The sequence below is a fragment of the Geomonas sp. genome (assembly GCF_056994735.1).
The window spans coordinates 1-20,750 of record NZ_JBXKJL010000430.1 but is presented as its reverse complement, the minus strand read 5'-3'; the positions used below and the strand labels follow the sequence as shown (position 1 = coordinate 20,750).

The window sequence follows — 20,750 nt, the reverse complement described above, 5'->3', positions numbered from 1 at the left end:
GTTGTTCAACGAGCATCGAAATAGGGCCGGGCTCCTTCGGGGCCTGGCCGGCGAAGACGGCTTCAACCTGGTCGAGATGATGGGGGTGATCGGCATCATCTCGGTGCTGCTGGCCCTTGCCACCCTCAACTTCAGCGCCATGAGCCAGAAGTACCATATAGAGTCAGAGGTGAAGGAGATGCAGGGAGACTTCGACACCCTGAGGGTGCAGGCCATGACGACAAAGAGGAACTGCACCATCGTGCTCAACCCCCAGAGCTACACCTTCGTAAGCTACAGCAGCGAATCCGACCCGGGGCACACGATCAGCTCGAAGCAGGTCGCCTTCCCCATCCAGCAGTTCAACTCCGGGTCCTACAGCGCCTTCAGCGGCACCCCCCTCTCCATCGACGCGCGCGGCTGCCTGGCCAACGGCTCGGCCCCCATGTACATCGCAGTGGCGCCGGGAGTCTCCGGCCCGGCGGTAAACGCGGTGGCGGTGCGGACGGGGAAGACCAACGTGGGACTCATACAGGGGGTAGACTGTGTTCTCCAATGAAGACGGTTTCACTATGGCCGAACTGATGGTTGCGGTCATGATCCTGACGATTGGGCTTCTGGGGCTCTTCCAGGCGGTCTACGCCACCATCAACTACAGCATGAGAAACGATCTGCGGAGGGATGGGATCTCCTACGGCGACGAGCTCATGGCCCATGAGCTCAACCAGCCTTTCGCCAACCTCTCGGTAAGCCAGGCCAGCTCCTGGACCAGATCGGGAACGATGCGTCGTCCCCTGAACGGCGGGTTCGCCTACGCGAGCTACTCCTCGGTCCGCACCCACGTCTACGCCTCGGACAACTCGACCAACGTGCAGATAACGGTGAGCTGGAAGTATAAAGGCACCAAGTACAGCCACAACCTGGCGACGGTGGTATCGAAATAGAGGAACCGGACGGCGGAGCAGCCGTCCCGGAGAGGGAGCCTTTGGATATGAGGTTTAGCTGCAAGAAGGGTTTCACGCTGATCGAGATGGTCATGGTCATGGCCATCTTCTCCATCATCGTCATGATGGTAGGGAGCTCCTTCAGCACCCTGCTCAAATACTCCTCCGGATTCATGAAGCGGGAGGAGAGCAACATCGAGGGTAACGTGGGGCTCGAGGTGCTCAGGCACGACATCAGCTCGGCAGGTTTCGGGCTGCCCACCTCCTACAACATAAGCGGAGCCCCGACCTACACCGAGGCGGCCGACGCCCCGGCCAGCGATCTCAACGATGCTTCCATCGGGGCGCGCATCCCGCGGGCTATACTGGGGAAACTGATGCCGGCTGGAGTGACGGATATGGACAGCGGCAACATCACCTACACCTTTTTGCCGGGGAGCGATTACCTGGCATTGAAGGGCTCCTCCCTGGGGAGCCACCCGGCAGCGCAGAGGTGGACCTACGCAAGCTACACCTCCCTGCCTCCCAAGACGCCCAAGATCTGGGCTGCCGGGAACATCGCCAATACCCAGTCGACCGCCCCGAACCTCTCCCCCGGTGACGTCGTCATCGCGCTCGACCGTTCCACCTCCGTCTCCGACGGCGGCTACGACCTCCTGAAGGACCCCGCCACCGGTCATTACTGGACGAGTTATGCAACCACGGGGCTCCCCGCGGCCTTCAGCGCGGTGACGCCGCAGGATACCGTTTACATATACGGTATCACCGGGGGCGGGACCACCCCTGTCATGCCTTTCAACCGGGTCGACTACTTCGTGGCCGTTCCCGGGGGGACCGGGATGATGCCGAACTACTGCGCCCCCGGAACCGGCATCCTCTACCGCGGTGTGGTGCAGCATGCCACGGGCAGCAACGTCGCGTACCAGCCGCTCCTCGACTGCGTGGCCTCGATGCACGTGGTGCTCGGTTGGAACTTCTTCGATTCCACCGGTTCCTTCGTACTCGACGCCAATAAGACCGGATCGGGGATGGTAGACACCTGGACCAACGCCGCCGGAGGTAACCTCAGCAGCACCGGTTCCCCCGCGCCTGACTCGACATACATGAGCAACAAGGTGCTCAATGACGCCGCGCAGATCAGGACCAAGCTCAAGGTGGTCAAGATCTACCTGCTGGTGCAAAACGGCAAGAAGGACCCCTCCTACACCAGTCCCGGCACCGTCAAGATGTACTCGGATGAAGAGGGGATGACGCCGCTGGGGGCGAGCGTCGCCAACTTCGCGGTGCCGGCCGACAAGCGCAACTATCGCTGGAATGTTTACAAGCTTGCGATACGACCGAAAAACCTGACCTCGAACCAGTAGGGCTGCCACACCGGACGGCCGGAAGCGAGAAAGCGATGAAGTTGGTAAAAATCCTCAAAAACGAAGAAGGGGTCGCGCTGGTGACCTCCCTGATGCTGACCCTTCTTTCCCTGGTGGTGGTCTCTACCGCTCTCTACCTGATGACCCTCTCGACCAAGCAAGGCGGGGTGATCAAGAGCTACAAGACCGCCATGCAGGCTTCCTACGGCGGCAGCGACATGGTCCTCAAGGACATGATACCGAAGATTCTGATGAAGAGTGACGCCCTCATCTCCGGCCCCGTCCAGGCAATCCAGGATATCCAGGCCGGCTTCCCGGGAATCGGCGACCTCGCCATCGCCCCCGGGTATGCAAACGCCACCGTGTCGGCCGCCTGCCTGAGGGCCAAACTGAACGGTCCTCCACCGTGGAGCGACTGCCCCAGTCCGGGCTCGGGGGTGACCGCCGATTCCTTGCGGCCGAAGGACCTCCCCGACATGGTCTTCACCGTCCCCGGCGCCCTCGGCTCGACCCCCTTCAAGGTCTACTCCAAGATCGTCGACACCACCCCCGGCAACTCAGACATCAGCGGTGTCAGCCTGATGGGGGCGGGGGTGGCGGAGAGCCAGAACAACATCACCCCCCAGCATATCCCTTACGTCTTCAGGGTGGAGGTGCAGGCCGAGCGCAGCACCAACGCGACCGAAAAGGCCAACCTGTCGCTGCTCTACGCCTATTGAGCCTCTCGTGGCGATGCCGACCTATTACCACAATCCTTGCCACTGCGGCGCAGCCTCTGACCACATGCTGCGCCTGCTCCTTTTCTGCTCGCTGTTGCTGCATCTCTGCGTGGCGGCCTTCTTCATGCTCCGGGAGGATAAACCCGCCGGTGGCGGAGACCTGACCGTGGAGATCGGGCAGATGGGGGCAATGGGGCAGCCGGGGCTTCCCCAGGCGCAAGAGGCGGTTCCCGTGCCGGCGGCGGTTCAGCCGGTGCCGACCCCGCAGCCGGTGCAGCCGGTTACGGCCCCGGTTCGCAGCGGATCCCCGCGCGGGAGCAGTCGCTTTTCCTTTGTTCCCGGCAGCGGCCAGGGGTCCGGCGGCGGCGTCGGTAACTCGTCCCAGAGCCACCCCCTCGCCACTCCGCTCCCCTTCCCGGAAGTGCAGAGAAGGATCAATACAGACGCCCGGTACCGTTCCTACAGCGGTTCCCGCTGAATCTCCCTCCACCCGGCACTGTCCGTCACGGGCCGGTGTCCCGTGACTCCCGTATGACCCCATCACATCACTGGTCGCCTCCGCATGAAAAGCTGTGACAGTAGCCAGTGGAGCCTTCCGTATATCCCCTCCTGCTCATTCTCCATCTACCACAATCTCATCTCACACCCGTACTGAGAGTCTTGAAAACCGCCTTTGCCGCCAGTGACAGAAACCGTGGCAGCAAGCTTTATATTAGCCGCGATAATGATAATCTTAGGTAGCCGGCTCGACTACCTGCATGGGAGATCATTCTAAAATGGCGCGTCCTGAAATCCGGCAGAGAGCAAAGGCTCAGGATCAGGCTGAAAGGGAAGTGGACATGCAGGAGCGGGGATACTCTCTGGTCGAGATGGTTGCAGTCATAGGCATAATGTCCATCCTCCTTGCCTACGCCACCCTCAATTTCCCACAGTACTTCAATCGGTACCGCAGCGAAGCCCAGACCAGGATGATCTTCACCGAAATATCGAGGGCGCGATCCAACGCGGTCTTCCAGAGGAGAGAGACCAGGGTCAAGATCTATCCCACGCGGTTCGAGGTCTATTCTTCGGCGGCTGACAACACCAATGGCGTGGCGCCGGTCAACCGCACCGAGCTGCGCTTTCCCGTATCGTGCAACGCCAACGGAGACGACGAAAAAGGGCGTGCCGTCACCTTCGAACCCAACGGGCTGGCCAAGGTGCAGTGCTCGATCTGCCTCGCTGATAGCGGCAACAATGCCGCGGTCGACAGCATAATCGTCAACGTTACGCGGGCGAGCATCGGCAAGAGGAATCCCGGAAAGGAGTGCGACTCCGATGGTATCACCATCCGGTAACAGAGGCTTCACCCTGGTCGAGCTGATGATGGCGCTGCTGGTGATGACCGTCGGGCTGCTGGGGCTTTTGCAATCGATGCAGGTGGCCTACCAGCGTAAAAGCGCCAATACCCTGCGAGCCGAGGCGGTGCTGCTGGCCGAAGAGCAGATGAACGCCATACGCCGCGAGACCTCTTCGTTCAAGCCCCTGACCACCGCCACCCGGGTGGTGTCGGGGATCGAGAGGAGGTACCTGGTTACGCGTGAAACCCTGCCCGCGGGAGGGGATGCCGAGAGGCTGAGGGTGGCCGTGCAGTGGGTCTTCAGAAACGTTACCACCACCCATGACATCTACGCTTTCAGGAGACTTTAAGGTGATGCGTCGACGGGATGACCGAGGCTACACCATGATCGAGCTGGTCGTTGTCATGCTGATCTTTTCGATCGTGATGACCCTGATAGCCGGCTCTTTCAGCAGGATGGTCACCGGCTCGGGCCAGCTACTGAAATCGGCGGAGACCGACATCGGCGGCTTGATCGGCCTGGAATTGCTGCGCCTGGACTTGGGGCTTGCCGGCTTCGGGCTCCCCTGGTCGGTGCCCGGGATGGGAGCCTACACCGAGCCCACCCCGGGAACCATGGTGGCGGGCTTCCCCGGCACCGAAGCCACCCTCTACAGAGACGAGCCCCCCGTGGCTCCGAGGGCCATCGTCACCGGCGACAACGTCGGCTACAACGGCTCGGACTACCTCGTCCTCAAAGGGACCCCCCTTGCCATGAACCAGACCTGCCGGAGCTGGAGTTACCTCGCCTACAGTCCGGGGGGCGCGGAGCTGAAGCCGAGCAAGTCGGAGCAGGAGTTGAAGCTCGGTGAAAACGACCGGGCCATCGTGCTGAGGAGCACCTACCTGGTTTCCGGCGCCGTCACCCGCGAGTTGGTCACCGACGGCCCGGGGAGCAGCGCCTTCACCCTGGTGCTGAACGACCGTGTGGCTGAAAACTTCCAGCCCAAGTCCGGGGAGGAGACCCGTCTGGTGTACGGCGTGGCACCGGCCAAAAAGGACAGCGGCGGCAATGACCAGCCGCTGGCCTTTCCCTACAACAGGGCCGACTACTACCTAAGCCGTCCCGCGGACAGCAGCAAGACCAATCCGATCTGCGCCGACAACACGGGGATACTGTACAAGTACGTCATGAGCCAGAATGGCGGCAACCCTCCTCCGCCTTACCCGATCCTCAACTGCGTGGCGGACATGCAGGTGGTCTTCCTGGCCGACACCAATCTCGACGGCAAAATAGATTACCATCTGAATGACCTGAATATGGACGATCAGCATATCGGGATTATCTCCTCTTCCTCTGCAGCGGCGGAGGAGATCCGGAAACAACTGAAGGAGGTACGGGTCTACATCCTGGCCCAGCAGGGAAAGAAGGACCCTGGCTATCTTTACCCTTCGGAGCAAATGCCGCTTCGCGTGGGAGAGAAGATCGGCGGCACGCTTTACGGCAGCGAGTGGAGCGAGTCAGCCATGGCATCGAAGTTCGGCAGTGACTGGCGTAACTACCACTGGAAGGTCTTTATCATAGTAGTTGAGCCCAAGAACCTGTGACAGCAGGGGGAATGCCATGCGCGTCCTCGGCAATGAGAAGGGAGCGGCACTGGTGACGGCACTGATGCTGAGCGTGCTGTGCCTGGTGATCGCCTCCGCCGTTCTCTATTCGGTTATGGCGGGGGACAAGATATCCTCCAGCCAGAGGCGTTATCACAACTCCCTGGCCGCGGCCCACGGCGGCCTTGACATCTTCAGCTACGAAATACTCCCCAGGGTGTTCGAGTCGATACCCCAGGCACAGCTGCAGGACAAGTTCAAGGACATCGACCTCTTCCTGCCGCAGTACAACTGCCTGCGCCAGAAGATCTTCCTGTCCACGGCGGAGTGGACCTCCTGCACCGCCCGGCAAGCCTCGGCCGACCCTGCTGATGCGCCGGATGCCATCTTTCGGCTGAAGAGTCTCCGTCCCGGAACCGGCGCTTTCCAGGTATCGACCAAGATTGTCGATACCATACCGGGGAACACCGACAGGAGCGGGCTCGACTACCTGGAAGTCGGCAATGCCGTGGCCGGAAGGGACCAGGTCATCCACCCCAGACACATCCCGAACCTGTACAGCATGACAGTGCAGGGGGTGAGGGTGACGGATGATGAACGGGAGGCTCAGGAGAAGGCACGGCTGTCAGTGCTCTATGCTTACTGAGAGACCGTGCATTATCGCACGGCTATTAGACTCTTAAAAAATTGTGGTCACCAATAGCAAAAAATCTCTCCGCTGTTACACTGAAAACCTTGTGAGGTTCCACAGCGCCAGAATGGCTGCTCGTAGTACAGCGTCACAATTCCTACTTCTGGCAAAGATGATCAGGACTGGCTTTGAGGGGCAAAAGGGGAGGGCTGTGCCTGTTCCGTCCGCTTCTTTCTCAGTGCCCCGTCGGCCTCGTCGGTCCCCTCCGCGGCACGGATTCGTTGCCTGTCGGCACTTTTTGCATCATAGTGACCTGTAATTATATATAATTTACAATAATAGCTTGACATTTTGCCTGAATTGCTGCAAATGTTTGTTAAAATTCGTGCAGACCGTCGAGCGGGTCCCTTATGATCATGAACAGTGTCAAAAAATTGCGTGAAGAGCGTCTGATGAGCAAAGCCGAGCTGGCGCGAATGGCCGGTGTTTCGCCCATCACCATAGACCGTATCGAGCGCGGCGAGGACTGCAGGATGGAGACCAAGCGCAAGATCCTTCTTGCCCTGGGGTTCTCGCTCTCCGAGAAGGCCAAAGTTTTTCAGGACTAAGCACAGGACCAAGCCCATGCTTTTCAACAAGAAGAAGGAGATAATCGGTGTCGACATTGGATCGAGCTCTGTGAAGCTAGTCCAGCTTCGTGAGCAGAAGGGGGGATACCAGCTCCTGAAAGTCGGGATGCTCCCCCTTCCGGCCGAGGCCATCGTCGACAACACTCTCATGGACAGCTCTTCCATCGTGGAGACTGTCAAGAACCTGCTGGCTACCCTCCAGATAAAGGCCAAGGAAGCCGCCTGTTCCATTTCCGGCAACGCCGTCATCATCAGAAAGATCTCACTCCCGGTCATGCCGGTGGAGGAACTGGAAGACCAGATCCACTGGGAGGCCGAGCAGTACATCCCCTTCGACATAAACGACGTGAACGTCGACTTCCAGATACTGTCGCCCGACGAGCAGGACCCCTCCAAGATGAACGTGCTGCTGGTGGCGAGCAAGAAGGACATCATCAACGACTACCTGGCCGTCTTCGCGGAGGCCGGCCTGAAGCTGGTGGTGGTCGACGTCGACTCCTTCGCGGTGCAAAACGCCTTCGAGACCAACTACAGCCCCGGGGCCAGCGAGGTGGTGGCCCTGGTCAACATCGGCGCCAGCATCATGAACCTGAACGTGGTCCGCGACGGCGTCTCGCTCTTCACCCGCGACGTCCAGATGGGCGGGAACCTTTACACCGAGGAGATCCAGAAGCAGTTCGGCCTGAACAGCGAAAGCGCCGAGGAGAAGAAGCTCGGCGCCGCCACCTCCGGGGACGAGCGGTTGACCGACATCCTGCAGCGGGTGAACGAAACCATAGCCCTGGAGATGCGTCGCTCGCTCGACTTCTACAACTCGACCGCGGGCGAGGGACGGATCGCCAAGGTCTACCTGAGCGGCGGCGCGGCCAAGACTCCGATGCTGGTCGACTCCGTGCAGCAGAGGCTGTCGCTGCCGGTCGAGATATTGAACCCCTTCCTTAAGGTGGCGGTGACCGAGAAGGAGATCGACCCGCACCATCTCGAGGAGATCTCGCCCATGCTGGCGATCGCGGTCGGGCTGGCCACGAGGAGGTTTGGCGATAAATGATCAAGATAAACCTCCTCCCGGTTAGGGCATCGAAGAAAAAGGAAACGGTCCGGCAGCAGCTCTCCATCACCGTCATCTCGGTGGTCGGCGTGCTGATCGTCGGTCTCAGCCTCTACGGCATGGTGCTGGCCCAGATCAGCTCCACCAAGACCCAGATCCAGACGGCTGAAGGTGACCTGAAGGCGCTCAAGACCAAGATCGGGACCATCGACAACATCAAGAAGCTGCAGGCCGACGTGAAGAAGAAGCTCGACGTCCTGGACAAGCTGCGGCGCGGCAAGACCGGCCCCGCGGCAAGGCTCGCCGCCCTCTCGGACTCGGTGCCGGAAAAGGTCTGGCTGACCAAGTACAGCGAGAGCGGCACCGGCGTCTCGGTGTCGGGCTACGCCCTGACCGAGGAGCTGATCGCCCTTTTCATGAAGAACCTGCAGGCCACCGGTTCCTTCTCCAACGTGGAACTTCTGGTCTCCGAACAGACTGACAGCGGCGGGGTGAAGGCAAAGCGCTTCGACCTGGGGTTCCAGATCAAGGAGCAGAAGCCTTAGAGCGTGAATGGTGAATGGTGAATGGTGAATGGTGAATGGTGAATGGTGAATGGTGAATGGAAACGCCGCGAATCACAATCTAACCGAAAGTAAGGCCGGAGCATGGACCCTCAAGTAGAAAAAATACTGAAGCTTCCCACCAAGCAGAAGGTAGCCCTGCTCATGCTGGTGCTGATCGTTGAAGGTGCCGCCATCTTCTACTCGCTTTACCGGCCGCGCATGAACGAGCTCAATGGGTTGCAGACCCAGCTCGAGGACCTGCACAGGCAGATTGACGAGAGCAAGCGCATCGCCAACAACCTCCCGCGCTTCAAGGCCGAATACGAGCAGCTGAAACTCGATCTCGACCACGCCCTGACGGAACTCCCCAACCAGAAGGAGATCCCCTCGCTCCTGACCAGCATCTCCTCCGCAGGCAAAAGCGCCGGTCTCGACTTCCTGCTCTTCCGGCCCAAGCCCGAGGTGATCAAGGATTTCTATGCGGAGGTACCGGTCGACATCGCCGTCTCCGGAACCTTCTACAACGTGGCCGACTTCTTCACCGCCGTCGGCAGTCTTCCCAGGATCGTCAACATCAACAACGTGAGCGTGGCCGACATCAAAAACGTCAACGGGCGCACGGTGCTCAAGGTTACTTGCCTGGCCACCACCTTCCGCTTCCTCGACAAATCCGAGATCAAGAATGAGAAGAAACCTAAATAGCAGATTGATCGCCCTCCTGCTCGTGGGAGCGGCTGTGGCCGGGTGCTCGAAGAAGGAGGCGCCCCCTCCTCCCCCCGAGGCGAAGAAGCCTGCACAGCCGGCGAAGCCCGCCACGCCGCCGGTGCAAAAGCAGCTCTCCAGCGTGGCGCAGCCCGGCGGGAAGCTGGATTTCAGCAAGCGTAACGATCCGTTCAAGCCGTACGCCCCGGCCGCCCCGCCGCCGCCCGCCGCCACGGCGCAGGGGGCCGGCGTCCCTGCCAGGGAGGGCATCCCTCTCCAGAGCTTCGAGGTCAGCAAGTTCAAGGTGGTGGGGATCATCGCCGGCATGAACGAGAACAGGGCCCTGGTGGTCGATCCCAACGGGAAGGGCTACGTGGTCCAGGTGGGGATGCAGATAGGTAACCTCAACGGCCGGATCGTGAAGATCACCGCTTCGAGCGTCGAGGTCGTGGAGAGATTCAAGGAAGGGAGCGGCAGGATGAAGCAGAGAACGACCGTGCTTACCCTGGCCAAGAAAAGGTAAGGAGCGTTATAGATGAGAATGTACCCCTGCAGAATGCTTTGTCATGCAATGGCACTCATCGCTTTGCTGACAGCCTCCAGCGGCTGCGTCAAACGGATGTCTGCGGTAAACGAGCCTGCCCACACCGAGGCCTCGGCCTTTGCCACTCTGCGTTCCGTCACCGTCTCCGCCGATGCCACCCGTATCGATGTCTCCAGCGACAAGCCCCTTACCTACACCTCCTACAAGGCCGGGGAGCCAGCCAAGATCGTGGTCGACATCTCGCAGACCGAGCCCGGCGCGGTGGCCAGCCCGATCGAGGTCAACAGGGGCAACATCCGCCGTATCGACCTGCTGCGTCAGCCGATCGGAGGCGGTGTCCTCACCAGGGTGGAGATCTCCCTCACCAGGGATGCCGATTTCGCCGTGGCCACCGATCCCTCTGACCGCAGCAAGCTGATCATCACCGTGGCGCCGGAGGCCAAGCAGCCCGAGACCACGGAGGTGCCGCTGGCCGAGACCAGGATCGAGGAGAAAAATCTGGCTCCCGAGCCGGCCAAACCCGCGGTATCCCAGCCGGAGGCCAGTGCCCTTGTCGCCGCCCCGGCAGTCGAACATAACAGCCAGCCTGCTCCGGCGGCGCCCGCCGCGGCCAAGGCGGCAGGCCACAAGGATGCGGCCATCACCTCCCCCAGGCTCAACGGCGTGCTGACCGCCTCCGACGGGGTGGAGCTCTCCATCGAGGGCGGGGTGGTGCAGACCTTCAACTCCTTCAAGCTCACCAAGCCCGACCGCATCGTGCTGGACATCTTCGGCACGAAGAGCGCCCTCGACAAGAAGGTCTATCCGATCGGCGCCTTCGGCGTGGCCAACGCCCGGGTGGGCACCACGCCGGACAAGCTCAGGGTGGTGCTCGATTCCGAAGGCGGGAAACTCCCGCCGTACGAGGTGGTCAAGACCGATCTGGGTTTGAAGATCCGGCTCACGAGGGAAGGCGCCGCCAAGGCGCCGGTCCAGGCATCGGCAGGACTGCGTCGCCCCACGGCGGGAATCTCTCCCGCCGCCCCGACCGCACCTGAGGCCCCGGCGCCGGCCGCACCGGTCGCCAAGGCTGCCGAGCCTGCCGCCGTCCCGGCACCGCCGGCCGCCGCAGAGGAGGCGGCAGTTCCGGCACCGCCCGCTGCTCCGGCCGCGGCCATCCCTGCCGTCCCGCAGCCTGCCGCGGTGGTTGCCGAGGTGCCGCCCGCACCGAGGACCAAGGGCTCGCTGGAGGCGATCGATTTCAACGTGGTCGACGGGGTATCCCGCATCACCATGAAGCTCTACGGCACCTGCGAACCTTCCCAGCCGAGCAAGGGGCCGCAGGGGATCTCGCTGTCGGTCAGGAACTGCCAGGTTCCCAAGCGACTGCAGCGCGTGCTCGACACCTCCAAGTTCGGCTCCCCGGTGGTCTCGGTGACCCCCTACCAGGTCAAGGTGAAAGGTGCACCGGTGGCCAAGGTGCTGGTGAGGGTGCGCGGCAACCAGCCCTTCACCATGAGCCGCAGGGGCGACCTGGTGGTGCTTGACGTGGTCAATCCCGGCCCGATCGCCGCTCCCAAGCTCCCGTCCGCCCCGGTCCTGGTGAGCAAGGCGCCCGCGGCGGCCCCGGCGCCGACCCCGGCACAGAAGGTGGCCGAAGAGCTGGCCAAGCCGGTGAAGACCGAAGAGATGACCGAGATGCCCCGCACCGGCGACGCGCTCAGCCGCCCGGCGAAGAAGGTCTACAAGGGGAGAAGGGTGACGCTGGAATTCTCCGATGCCGACATCAGGAAGATCTTCCAGCTGATCGCCGAGGTGAGCAACCTGAACTTCCTGATCTCCGACGACGTGACCGGGACCATCAGTTTGAAGCTGGTCAACGTCCCCTGGGACCAGGCACTCGACGTGATCCTTGACTCCAAGGGGCTGGGGATGACTCGCGAGGGTAACATCGTCCAGATCAAGCCGCGCGCCAAGATCCAGACCCAGGCCGAGGAGGAGCAGGCGGCCAAGAGGGCGGCGGAGCGCAGCATGGAACTTCGCACCGCGGTCTTCGAGGTCAACTACGCCTCGGTCTCCGACGTGGCCACCCAGTTCGCCGCCCTGAAGAGCGAGCGCGGGACCATCACCCGCGACGAGAGGACCAGCAGGGTCATCGTCAAGGACGTGCAGCCCGCGCTGGACGACATGAAGCAGCTCCTGAGGACGCTGGACGCCCCTGAGAGACAGGTGATGATCGAGGCCCGCATCGTGGAGGCCACCTCCACCTTCTCCCGCGACCTCGGTGTCCAGTGGGGCCTGCACTACAAGGACGGCTCCGCCTCGTTTGCCGGCATCAACACGGTCGACTCCACCTTCGGCGGCGTGGTCTCCAGCGCCGGCCCCGGGGCCACCGGTTCCGGCGGCATGGGCCTCGGCATGTCCTTCGGCAAGCTGAGCAGCAACGTCCAGCTCGACATGCGCCTGGCGGCCTCGGCCACCATCGGCCAGATCAAGATCATCTCCACTCCGAAGGTGGTGACCCTGAACAACAAGGCTGCCAAGATCTCCCAGGGGCAGTCGATTCCGTACCAGACCACCTCCGCCGAGGGGACCAAGACCGAGTTCGTCGAGGCGGCCCTGACCCTGGAGGTCACCCCGCACATCACCGCGGACGGGGCGGTCAGCATGAAGATCAAGGCCAGCAACAACTCCCCCGGTACCGGATCTCCCCCGCCGATCAACAAGAAGGAAGCGACCACCGAGCTCGTTGTGGGCAACGGCGAGACCACGGTCATCGGCGGGATTTACGTGGACAGCGACACCGAGTCCGACAGCGGCATTCCGTTCCTTTCCGACATACCGCTCCTGGGCTGGCTGTTCAAGTCCAACAACAAGTCGAAGACCAAAACCGAATTGCTGATCTTCATCACGCCGAAGGTCGTTATTTAAGGAGATAGTATGCTGAAAAAGTTGCTCGCCAGGTTTGTTCTCTTTGCCCTGGTCCTCGCTGCGCTCACCTCCTGCGGTTCCAAAGCGGGCGGAACCGGTGAGTTCGCCACCGTCCAAGCCACGGCCAGCGCACCCACCGGGCCATTCGATGCGGACCTCGTTTCGAGCTGGACCAGTTCCACCGGCACAGCCCTCACCGCCTGCGAGGCGGGTGCTACTCCGACCATTAAGCCCGACGACGTGGCCTACACCATAACCAGCACCCCCTACAGCACGCCGAACACCGGGCAGACCAACCCGACCACCGCGTCGAACCTGATCATCGACAAGATCACCGTGGTACTGACCCCGGCCAACAGCGACACGCCGGCGCTCCCCGTCAACTTCCAGACCCAGAACCCCTCGGCGGGGCAGCTGATTACCCCGGGAAGCACCGCGGTGTCGGTCACATTCCTCACCAGAGAGCTGAAGGCCTTCATCGCCAACGAAATCGGCCTCACCACCTCGTGCACCAATGCTATCCTGAGCTATCGCGCAACGGTCTCGTTCGAGGCGCTTGAGGTCAACACCAACCGGGTCGCCACCATTACCGCTCCCGGTTTCCTGCTGGTCAACTTCACAGACCTCATCTAGCACGGCCACTTCTTCTGTGGGACCAGCTTTTCCGGACTGCCCGGGAGCCACAGCTCCGGGGCAGTCTTTGTAGCAACAGCCTTGGCAGTTATTTGATTGATTTGCATTGGATTGAGACTGAACTGGAGGGGTGTCAGATGAATTTTCAAAGGAAGATAAGCTGGATCATGCTACTGCTGGCCCTGGCCGTGCTTTTCAGTTGCTCCGGACAGCGTGACGGAAAGAGCGGCGCAACGACGGCGAAGAGGACGGCCGCCAAGGTGCTCGATCAGGACCTGCAGCTGACCAGCGACACCAACGACCAGTCGCAGCCCGCTGTTGCCTACGATACCATCAACCACCGGTACCTGACCGTGTGGACCGACTCCAGGCCCACTGACGGCCATACCTCCATCTTCGGCAACATAGTCCAAGGGAAGAACACCTACGTCGACGGCAAGCCGCGCTTCGACAACACCACGACGACGACGGCCAAGACCGGGACGCAGACAACTTTCGTCAAGACCGACTTCCAGATCTCCGACACCACCTATACCACGGGGCAGCACCTCGACCAGCGCCAGCCCAAGGTCGCCTTCTTCCCGAACACCACCGACCCGACCAAAAGCAAGTACCTGGTGGTCTGGACCGACTCCCGCAACGGCTACAGCCAGATCTACGGGCAGTTCCTGGCCGCTGACGGCTCCTATCTGACCAAGAGCGGAGGGGCCTCCGCGACCCCCAGCAACTTTCCCATCACCGAGCACGTGGCGGCCAGCTTGCCCGGAACGGTCTCGGTCACAGGCGACTACACCCCCGCGGTCTACAACGGCACGGTCTCAGTCTCCACAAGCGCACCGACCATCGTGGTCGGCTCCGGCACCAGCTTCCTGACCAGCGGGGTCGCGGCGGGGCAGGTCTTCTTTATCGACTCCGTCCAGTACGCAGTCGATTCGGTCCAGGACAACACCCATCTAACCTTGACCTCTTCCTATATCTTCCCCCTGGTCAATAGCCTCCCCGTATCCGTGGCCGGTCTTTCCTATCTCTCCTATGGGTCCGCTACCCCGTCGAATGTCGTGACCGGTACCGGCACCGATTTCACCGCGTCCGGTGCGTTGCCAGGCGACATGATCGAGGTCATGGGCAGCTACTACCAGATCGCGTCAGTGGTGAACGCGACTACCCTCACCCTGACCAGCCCGATCATCGGTTATTCCGGAGGCGGGCTCCGCTACGGCATCACGGCCCATACCGGCCAGATCGATCCTGACGTACTCTACAACCCCGTCACCCAGAAATTCGTGGTGGGGTGGATGGATACCAGTGACCTTGATACCAATCACACCTTGCAGCTGCAAGGGACCGGCTGCAGCAACTACATCATGGTCAACTATGTCCCGCACCCGAACGCCGATGATAACATCATAAGGACCGTCGACATCGACCCCTCCACCGGTGGCCTCGGAAGGAAGAAATCCTTCTCAGGCATCGTCAACATGACGGGCCTGAAGGACACCGGTGGCGCCATTATCAGCGACTGGAGCGTGCAGACCTCCGAATCCAAACCGAAGCTGGCCTTCAACGCCAGCAGCGGCGAGACCTACCTGGCCTGGGGCGGCATCAACCAGACCGTGACCATGACCGTGAACTACAGCAAGATCTCCGGCTCCTCGGCCTGCCGCTACTCCTCCCTCTTTGCGACCCGCGACGCGGATGCCAATACCAAGATCAAGCTCCGCCGCGATACCGGACTCGGGCTGGTCAACGATTACACCTTCGGGTCAGAGGCCACCTCTCCGTCGCTGGCTGTCGATCCGAACACGAACAGGCTCCTGATCGCGTGGGAGGACAACGTCAATGCCGGTACCACCGGCAAGGACATCTACGCCCAGCTCCTGGACGTGACCAGCTTCCAGAAGTACGGCAGCCAGATCAACGTCTCCACTGTCGCAGGCGATCAGAGCTCCCCGGTCGCCGCCTTCGACAACGTGAACCAGAGGTTCCTGGTGGCCTGGGAGGATGCCCGCAACCAGACCGCGAACATCTCCAACATGGACATCTACGGTCAGTTCATCGACCCGCAGGGTCAGTTGTCCGGCGGCAACACCATCATCACCGTCAATTCCGCCAACCAGATCGCCCCGGCCATCGCCTTCGGCGACGTCTACTTCAGGAAGTTCCTGGTGGTCTGGAAGGACGGCAGGCTCAACAATAACGCCGACATCTACGGCCAGCTCCTCGAGTTCTCCACCCTGCCGCAGCTGGTCATCACCGATACTTCCGGCAACCCGATATACAGCGGTTCCATCGACTTCGGCAATGTCGACGTCACCAGCAGCACCCCGTACAAGGACATCTCCTTCAAGATCCGCAACGACGGTAACTCGCTTTTGACCATCAGCTCGATCTCCGACCCGACCTCGCCGTATTCCTTCACCACGCCGAAGCCGTACACGGTCGCCCCCGGGACCAGCGCCGACATGACGGTCCGTTTCGCACCGACCGGCGCAGGTTCCTTCTCGGACCCGACCAAGGGCTACCAGATGGTCTTCAACTCCGACGGCGGGAAATCGGTGGTCTACCTCTCCGGAGCCGGCGTCGGCACGCTGCCGCTCTCCATCGCCAATACCACGCTCCCCGACGCAGCGGCAGGCGCCGTCTACCCCGGCGCCACCCTGAGCGCCAACGGCGGCGTGGTCCCCTACGGTTCCTGGTCTGTCACCTCCGGCGTCCTCCCGCCGGGACTCTCCCTCGACCCGGCTACCGGCAAAATCAGCGGAACGGTCAACTCCTCGGCCCTCCCTTCCTACTCCTTCTGGGTTTCTGTGACGGACGGCGCCGGGACCAAGGCGACCAAGCAGTTCACCATCAACGTCACCTCGATCAGCATCACCACGACGTCGCTTAAGCCCTGGACCCAGCTGCAGCGCGGCTACAGCCAGCAGCTTACCGCCGCCGGGGCGGATGGAACCCCCCTCTCCTCGGGCGTCTCCTGGGCCGTCGTTGGCTCCGCACCGCAGGGACTGCAGGTTACCTCGACAGGTGTTATCACGGATGAGAGCACTACCAGCCAGGGCCCGTTTTTGGCAGGCACCAACTCGCTCACCGTTTCCGCGACCTACACCGACTCCGGTACCGGCAAGACCTTCGTCGCCACCAAGACCTTCTCGCTGGTGATCAACCCGGCAATGACCATAACGACTTCGAGCCTCCCCTCCAGCGTGGTCGGCAGCAACTACTCACAGCCGCTCTCCATGCTGGGCGGGACGCCCTCCTACACCTGGTCAGTGACCGGGACGCTGCCGCCGGGGCTGAACCTCGACTCCAGCACCGGCACCATCTCCGGGTTCTCCACCGCAGTCTCTCCCGACACCGGACCCTTCGGTTTCACGGTCAAGGTCACCGACACCACCGGCGCCTCGACCACCAAGGTCCTCAGTATCCAGATCAATGCAGCGCTCGATATTTCGAACCCCACCACCGGAACCGGCAGCCCTGTGGACGCCACCACCGGGACCGGCTACAGCTACCAGTTCCAAGCCACCGGCGGCAAATCGCCGTACTCCTGGGCCATCACCGCCGGGGGGCTGCCGGGAGGTCTGGGCCTCAATCCTTACACCGGGCTGGTGAGCGGAACTCCCACCACGACCGGCACCTACTCCTTCTCGCTGCAGGTCAGCGACACTTCCGGGGCCGTGAAGGCCAAGACGTACACCATCACGGTGGTGAACCCGCTCAGCATCACCACCACGGCCCTGTCCAACTGGACCCAGGGAACGGCCGGCTATAGCCAGCAACTGGCGTTCAGCGGCGGTAAACCGAGTGTCACCTGGTCCATCTCCGCGGGTTCCGGCGCCGGCACCACCAGCCCCATCCCCGGCCTGACCCTCGATGCCGCTACCGGAAAAATTACCGGTACACCGACTGCCGCCGGCTCCTACACCTTCACCATAGCGGCCACGGACAGCAACGCCTCCAAGGCGACCAAGTCCTATGCCGTGACCATCAGCCCGGCAGTGGCGATCCTGACCAGCACTCTCCCCGACGCCTCCACCTACAACCTGTACTTGCAGCAGCTCTCCATGTCAGGCGGGACAGGTCCCTATACCTGGAGCATAACGAGCAGCACCGGGCTTCCCCCCGGCCTCCTGCTCGACTCGCTGACCGGGACCATCAGCGGCATTCCGACCGGCGCCGCCCAGAGCTATGGCTTCACCATTCAGGTGGTCGATGCGGTCGGGGCCAAGACCACACAGGACCTCTCGATCAAGGTGGCGACCGCGTCGGCGCTGTCGATAACCACCACGACGCTGGGAGTCCTCACCGTCGGAACTCCGGTAGACGTGACGCTTAAGAACAGCGGCGACCCGAGTACCTACAACTACACCTGGAGCCTCATCGGCGGAGCCCTGCCGAAAGGGCTTGGTCTCGACACTGTCGTGGGGACCATAGCCGGGACACCGACCACGGCCGGCCCCTACACCTTCGACCTCAAGGTCGTGGAAGACCTCCAGGGGACGCCGACCGGGAGGAGCGCCACCCAGCACTTCAACTCCACCGTAGGCAGCAACACCTCGAACGCCGGAACCATCGTCTTTACCGACAATGCCCAGACTCCTGTCGAGATCACCTCGCAGGACTTCGGAAACGTCCTGGCCGGGGGATACGTCACTGTCACCAAGAACGTGCTGATCAAAAACGCCGGCAACTCCCCGATGGTAATAAGCGGTTCAAGCTTCACCGATGCGTCCTTTAGCGGCATCGTGAACCCCAACTACACCATTAACGGCGGCTCGACACTGCTGGTGTCGATCTCCTTCCTGCCGCCGCAGGCCAAGGCCTACTCCGGGACATTTACCGTCAAGTTCCAGAGCGGCGAGACCGCGAGCCTCAACCTCGCCGGTACCGGTGCCACCGCGCTCGCCTCGATCGCCCCGGGGAGCGCCGGCACCACCCTGAACAGCGCCATATCCTCCTACACGCTGAGCCCGACCTCGGCGGTGCTGACCTCTACCAAGCCGGCCGACGTCACCATCTCGCAGGCCATCTCCGTGCGGCTCGACCAGGTTCAGCCCGCAGGGACGGTGGACGTGAACGTCGACTTCGTCACCCTCCCGACTGACGCGGTCTTCTACCGGGTGACCAATAACGTCTGGACCGAGATCACCCCGGTGAAAACAGTTGGAAATAAGGTCACCTTCTCCATGACCGACAACGACACCATGGATTCCGATCCCACGGCGGGAAGCATCCAGGATCCGATCGTGGTCGCGACCAAAACCACCACCACAGGCGGCAGCACCGGCGGCACGACCACGAACACCCCGGTACCCTCCTCCGGTGGCAAGAGCGGCTGCTTCATCGCCACCGCCGCCTACGGCAGCTATCTCGACCCGCAGGTCATGGTGCTCAGGCACTTCAGGGACAACGTGCTCCTCCAGAGCCGCCCGGGTACCGCCTTCGTCAAGTTCTACTATCACTACAGTCCGCCTGTCGCAGACTTCATCAGGGAGCACGAGTTCCTGAGGCTGCTGACCCGCTGGGCGCTCACTCCGCTGATCTTCGCGGTCAAGTATCCGCTGAGCCTGCTGGCGCTGCCGCTGCTGGCCCTTATCGCCTTTTTCCGCAGTCTCAAGGGAATCCGCGTCTCTTCCCGTTCCCACACCCTGCGCTAGGCGCAGGGAAGGCTGACGTTAACAACATGGAGTAACAGATGTTCAAGAAGCTTCTCGCAGTGACAGTAGTATCTTTATCGTTAGTTGCCTGTTCCAGTGCCCCTACCAAGGAACAGGTGAAGGAATCAGTCAAGAGGATCGTGCCGGTGAACTTCGATGTGGAGCAGGTCTCCGAGCTGAAGGACGTACCTGGCCTTTATGAGGTAGTGCTGCGGGTAAACAAGCAGCCGATCGTGGTCTATGTCGACAAGAAGGCCCAGTATGTCTTCTCGGGGAGTCTCATGTCCCTGGACAAGAAGATCAATCTCACTGCCGAGACTCAGAAGAAGTTCCTTCCGAAACAGTAACCCTGACAGGTTGACTGCAACGCAAATCCTGTAATAGTCGAGAGGAAGCCAGGGGACGCCTGGCTTTCTTGTAGGAGAATAGGCATGTTGAGGTATCTTACCGCGGGCGAATCACACGGCCCGCAGCTGACGGCGATCGTGGAGGGTATACCTTCCGGTCTCAATCTCAGCGAAGAAGCAATCAATGACGATCTGGCCCGCAGGCAAGGCGGATACGGCCGGGGCGGCAGGATGCAGATCGAGACCGACCGGGTGCGGATCCTCTCCGGCGTGCGCTGGGGGGAGACCATGGGCTCTCCCATCACGCTGGTGGTGGAGAACTCGGACTGGGTCAACTGGGAAAAGCGGATGTCCCCCTACGAGGAGTACCGCGACGAGAGCATCCACGTGACCCGTGCGCGTCCCGGTCATGCCGATCTTCCCGGCGCCATCAAGTACAACCAGCGCGACGTGAGGAACATCCTGGAGCGCTCCAGCGCCCGCGAGACCGCCGTTCGGGTCGCCGTCGGCGGGGTCGCCAAAGCCTTCCTTTCCCGCTTCGGCATCGCCGTCACCGGTTGCGTGCTGGAACTGGGGGGCGTGAAGGCCAGGCGTCCCGAGCTGGGAGTAGAGGAGCTGCAGCACGTCATCGCCGCCTCCCCGGTCTACACCTATGACGCCGAGGCAGAAGTCGAGATGATCGCTGCCATCGATCGCGCCAAGGCTGACGGCGATACGCTCGGTGGCGTGGTGGAGGTGCGGGTGAGCGGCCTGCCGGCAGGGCTGGGGAGCCACGTGCAGTGGGACCGGCGCCTCGACGCCCGACTCGCCTGTGCAGTGATGAGCATCCAAGCCTTCAAGGGCGTCGAGGTCGGCGCCGGTTACGAGACCGCCAGAAGGCCCGGCTCCCAGATCCACGACGAGATCTTCTTCGATGCCGACCGCATCGCCGCAGGTGAAAAGAGTGGCTTCTACCGGAAGAGCAACAACGCAGGCGGGCTGGAAGGTGGGATAACCAACGGCGAGGAGATCGTGATCTCCGGGGCCATGAAGCCGATCCCGACTCTCTACCAGCCCCTGCAGTCGGTCGATATCGTCACCAAGGAAGCCTACAAGGCTACCGTGGAGCGCTCCGACGTCTGCGCCGTTCCGGCCGCCTCCGTGGTGGCCGAGGCGGTAGTCGCCATCGAGGT

Annotated in this window: 19 protein-coding genes; all 19 read left to right on the top strand. The window is 61.9% G+C overall.

All coding sequences use genetic code 11. The features are described from left to right. Position 1: 1 nt before the first annotated feature. Positions 2 to 538 carry a pilus assembly FimT family protein gene (locus tag AC11W3_RS18845; RefSeq protein ID WP_484092248.1) on the top strand — a complete coding sequence of 179 codons (537 nt, stop codon included), beginning with the start codon at positions 2 to 4 and terminating at the stop codon, positions 536 to 538. Then, a complete protein-coding gene (locus tag AC11W3_RS18840; RefSeq protein ID WP_484092249.1) occupies positions 525 to 923 on the top strand; it encodes a type IV pilus modification PilV family protein in 399 nt (132 codons plus the stop codon). The genes AC11W3_RS18845 and AC11W3_RS18840 overlap by 14 nt, the downstream gene beginning before the upstream one ends. 47 nt (positions 924 to 970) lie before the next feature. After that, positions 971 to 2,287: a prepilin-type N-terminal cleavage/methylation domain-containing protein gene (locus tag AC11W3_RS18835; protein WP_484092250.1), complete on the top strand. Its 1,317-nt coding sequence runs from the start codon at positions 971 to 973 to the stop codon at positions 2,285 to 2,287. Between the two features lie 35 nt (positions 2,288 to 2,322). Next, entirely contained in the window at positions 2,323 to 3,006 is a 684-nt protein-coding gene (locus tag AC11W3_RS18830) for a hypothetical protein (protein WP_484092251.1), read from the top strand. 7 nt (positions 3,007 to 3,013) lie between these two features. After that, positions 3,014 to 3,484, top strand: a complete 471-nt coding sequence (locus tag AC11W3_RS18825) for a hypothetical protein (protein WP_484092252.1) — start codon at positions 3,014 to 3,016, stop codon at positions 3,482 to 3,484. A 298-nt stretch (positions 3,485 to 3,782) separates the two neighbouring features. Continuing rightward, entirely contained in the window at positions 3,783 to 4,343 is a 561-nt protein-coding gene (locus tag AC11W3_RS18820; protein ID WP_484092253.1) for a pilus assembly FimT family protein, read from the top strand. After that, positions 4,324 to 4,695 carry a type IV pilus modification PilV family protein gene (locus tag AC11W3_RS18815; RefSeq protein WP_484092254.1) on the top strand — a complete coding sequence of 124 codons (372 nt, stop codon included), beginning with the start codon at positions 4,324 to 4,326 and terminating at the stop codon, positions 4,693 to 4,695. The genes AC11W3_RS18820 and AC11W3_RS18815 overlap by 20 nt, the downstream gene beginning before the upstream one ends. 4 nt (positions 4,696 to 4,699) lie before the next feature. Next, positions 4,700 to 5,932, top strand: coding sequence for a pilus assembly FimT family protein (locus AC11W3_RS18810; RefSeq protein WP_484092255.1), 1,233 nt, complete (start codon positions 4,700 to 4,702; stop codon positions 5,930 to 5,932). Positions 5,933 to 5,948: 16 nt separating this feature from the next. Then, positions 5,949 to 6,578 carry a pilus assembly PilX N-terminal domain-containing protein gene (locus AC11W3_RS18805; RefSeq protein WP_484092256.1) on the top strand — a complete coding sequence of 210 codons (630 nt, stop codon included), beginning with the start codon at positions 5,949 to 5,951 and terminating at the stop codon, positions 6,576 to 6,578. 395 nt (positions 6,579 to 6,973) lie between these two features. After that, on the top strand, positions 6,974 to 7,171 hold the full coding sequence (locus AC11W3_RS18800; protein WP_484092257.1) for a helix-turn-helix transcriptional regulator: 198 nt from the start codon (positions 6,974 to 6,976) through the stop codon (positions 7,169 to 7,171). A gap of 16 nt (positions 7,172 to 7,187) precedes the next feature. Further along, complete coding sequence (gene pilM / locus AC11W3_RS18795) at positions 7,188 to 8,240, top strand: type IV pilus biogenesis protein PilM (RefSeq protein WP_484093533.1); 1,053 nt, start codon at positions 7,188 to 7,190, stop codon at positions 8,238 to 8,240. Further along, positions 8,237 to 8,785 (top strand): PilN domain-containing protein, encoded by a 549-nt coding sequence (locus tag AC11W3_RS18790; protein WP_484088489.1) that lies wholly within the window; start codon positions 8,237 to 8,239, stop codon positions 8,783 to 8,785. Before pilM ends, AC11W3_RS18790 begins: the two co-directional genes overlap by 4 nt. A gap of 102 nt (positions 8,786 to 8,887) precedes the next feature. Beyond that, on the top strand, positions 8,888 to 9,487 hold the full coding sequence (locus AC11W3_RS18785) for a type IV pilus inner membrane component PilO (RefSeq protein WP_484088490.1): 600 nt from the start codon (positions 8,888 to 8,890) through the stop codon (positions 9,485 to 9,487). Next, positions 9,468 to 10,010: a pilus assembly protein PilP gene (locus tag AC11W3_RS18780; RefSeq protein WP_484088491.1), complete on the top strand. Its 543-nt coding sequence runs from the start codon at positions 9,468 to 9,470 to the stop codon at positions 10,008 to 10,010. Before AC11W3_RS18785 ends, AC11W3_RS18780 begins: the two co-directional genes overlap by 20 nt. 12 nt (positions 10,011 to 10,022) lie before the next feature. Further along, positions 10,023 to 12,941, top strand: a complete 2,919-nt coding sequence (locus AC11W3_RS18775) for a type IV pilus secretin PilQ (RefSeq protein WP_484088492.1) — start codon at positions 10,023 to 10,025, stop codon at positions 12,939 to 12,941. Between the two features lie 9 nt (positions 12,942 to 12,950). Next, positions 12,951 to 13,574: a hypothetical protein gene (locus AC11W3_RS18770; protein WP_484088493.1), complete on the top strand. Its 624-nt coding sequence runs from the start codon at positions 12,951 to 12,953 to the stop codon at positions 13,572 to 13,574. 137 nt (positions 13,575 to 13,711) lie between these two features. After that, the gene (locus AC11W3_RS18765; protein WP_484088494.1) at positions 13,712 to 19,231 is read left to right on the top strand and encodes a beta strand repeat-containing protein; all 5,520 of its coding nucleotides are present in this window, start codon (positions 13,712 to 13,714) and stop codon (positions 19,229 to 19,231) included. A gap of 38 nt (positions 19,232 to 19,269) precedes the next feature. Further along, positions 19,270 to 19,578, top strand: coding sequence for a disulfide isomerase DsbC N-terminal domain-containing protein (locus AC11W3_RS18760; protein ID WP_484088495.1), 309 nt, complete (start codon positions 19,270 to 19,272; stop codon positions 19,576 to 19,578). A gap of 84 nt (positions 19,579 to 19,662) precedes the next feature. After that, a partial coding sequence (gene aroC / locus AC11W3_RS18755; RefSeq protein WP_484093532.1) for a chorismate synthase occupies positions 19,663 to 20,750 on the top strand: 1,088 nt, incomplete at its 3' end.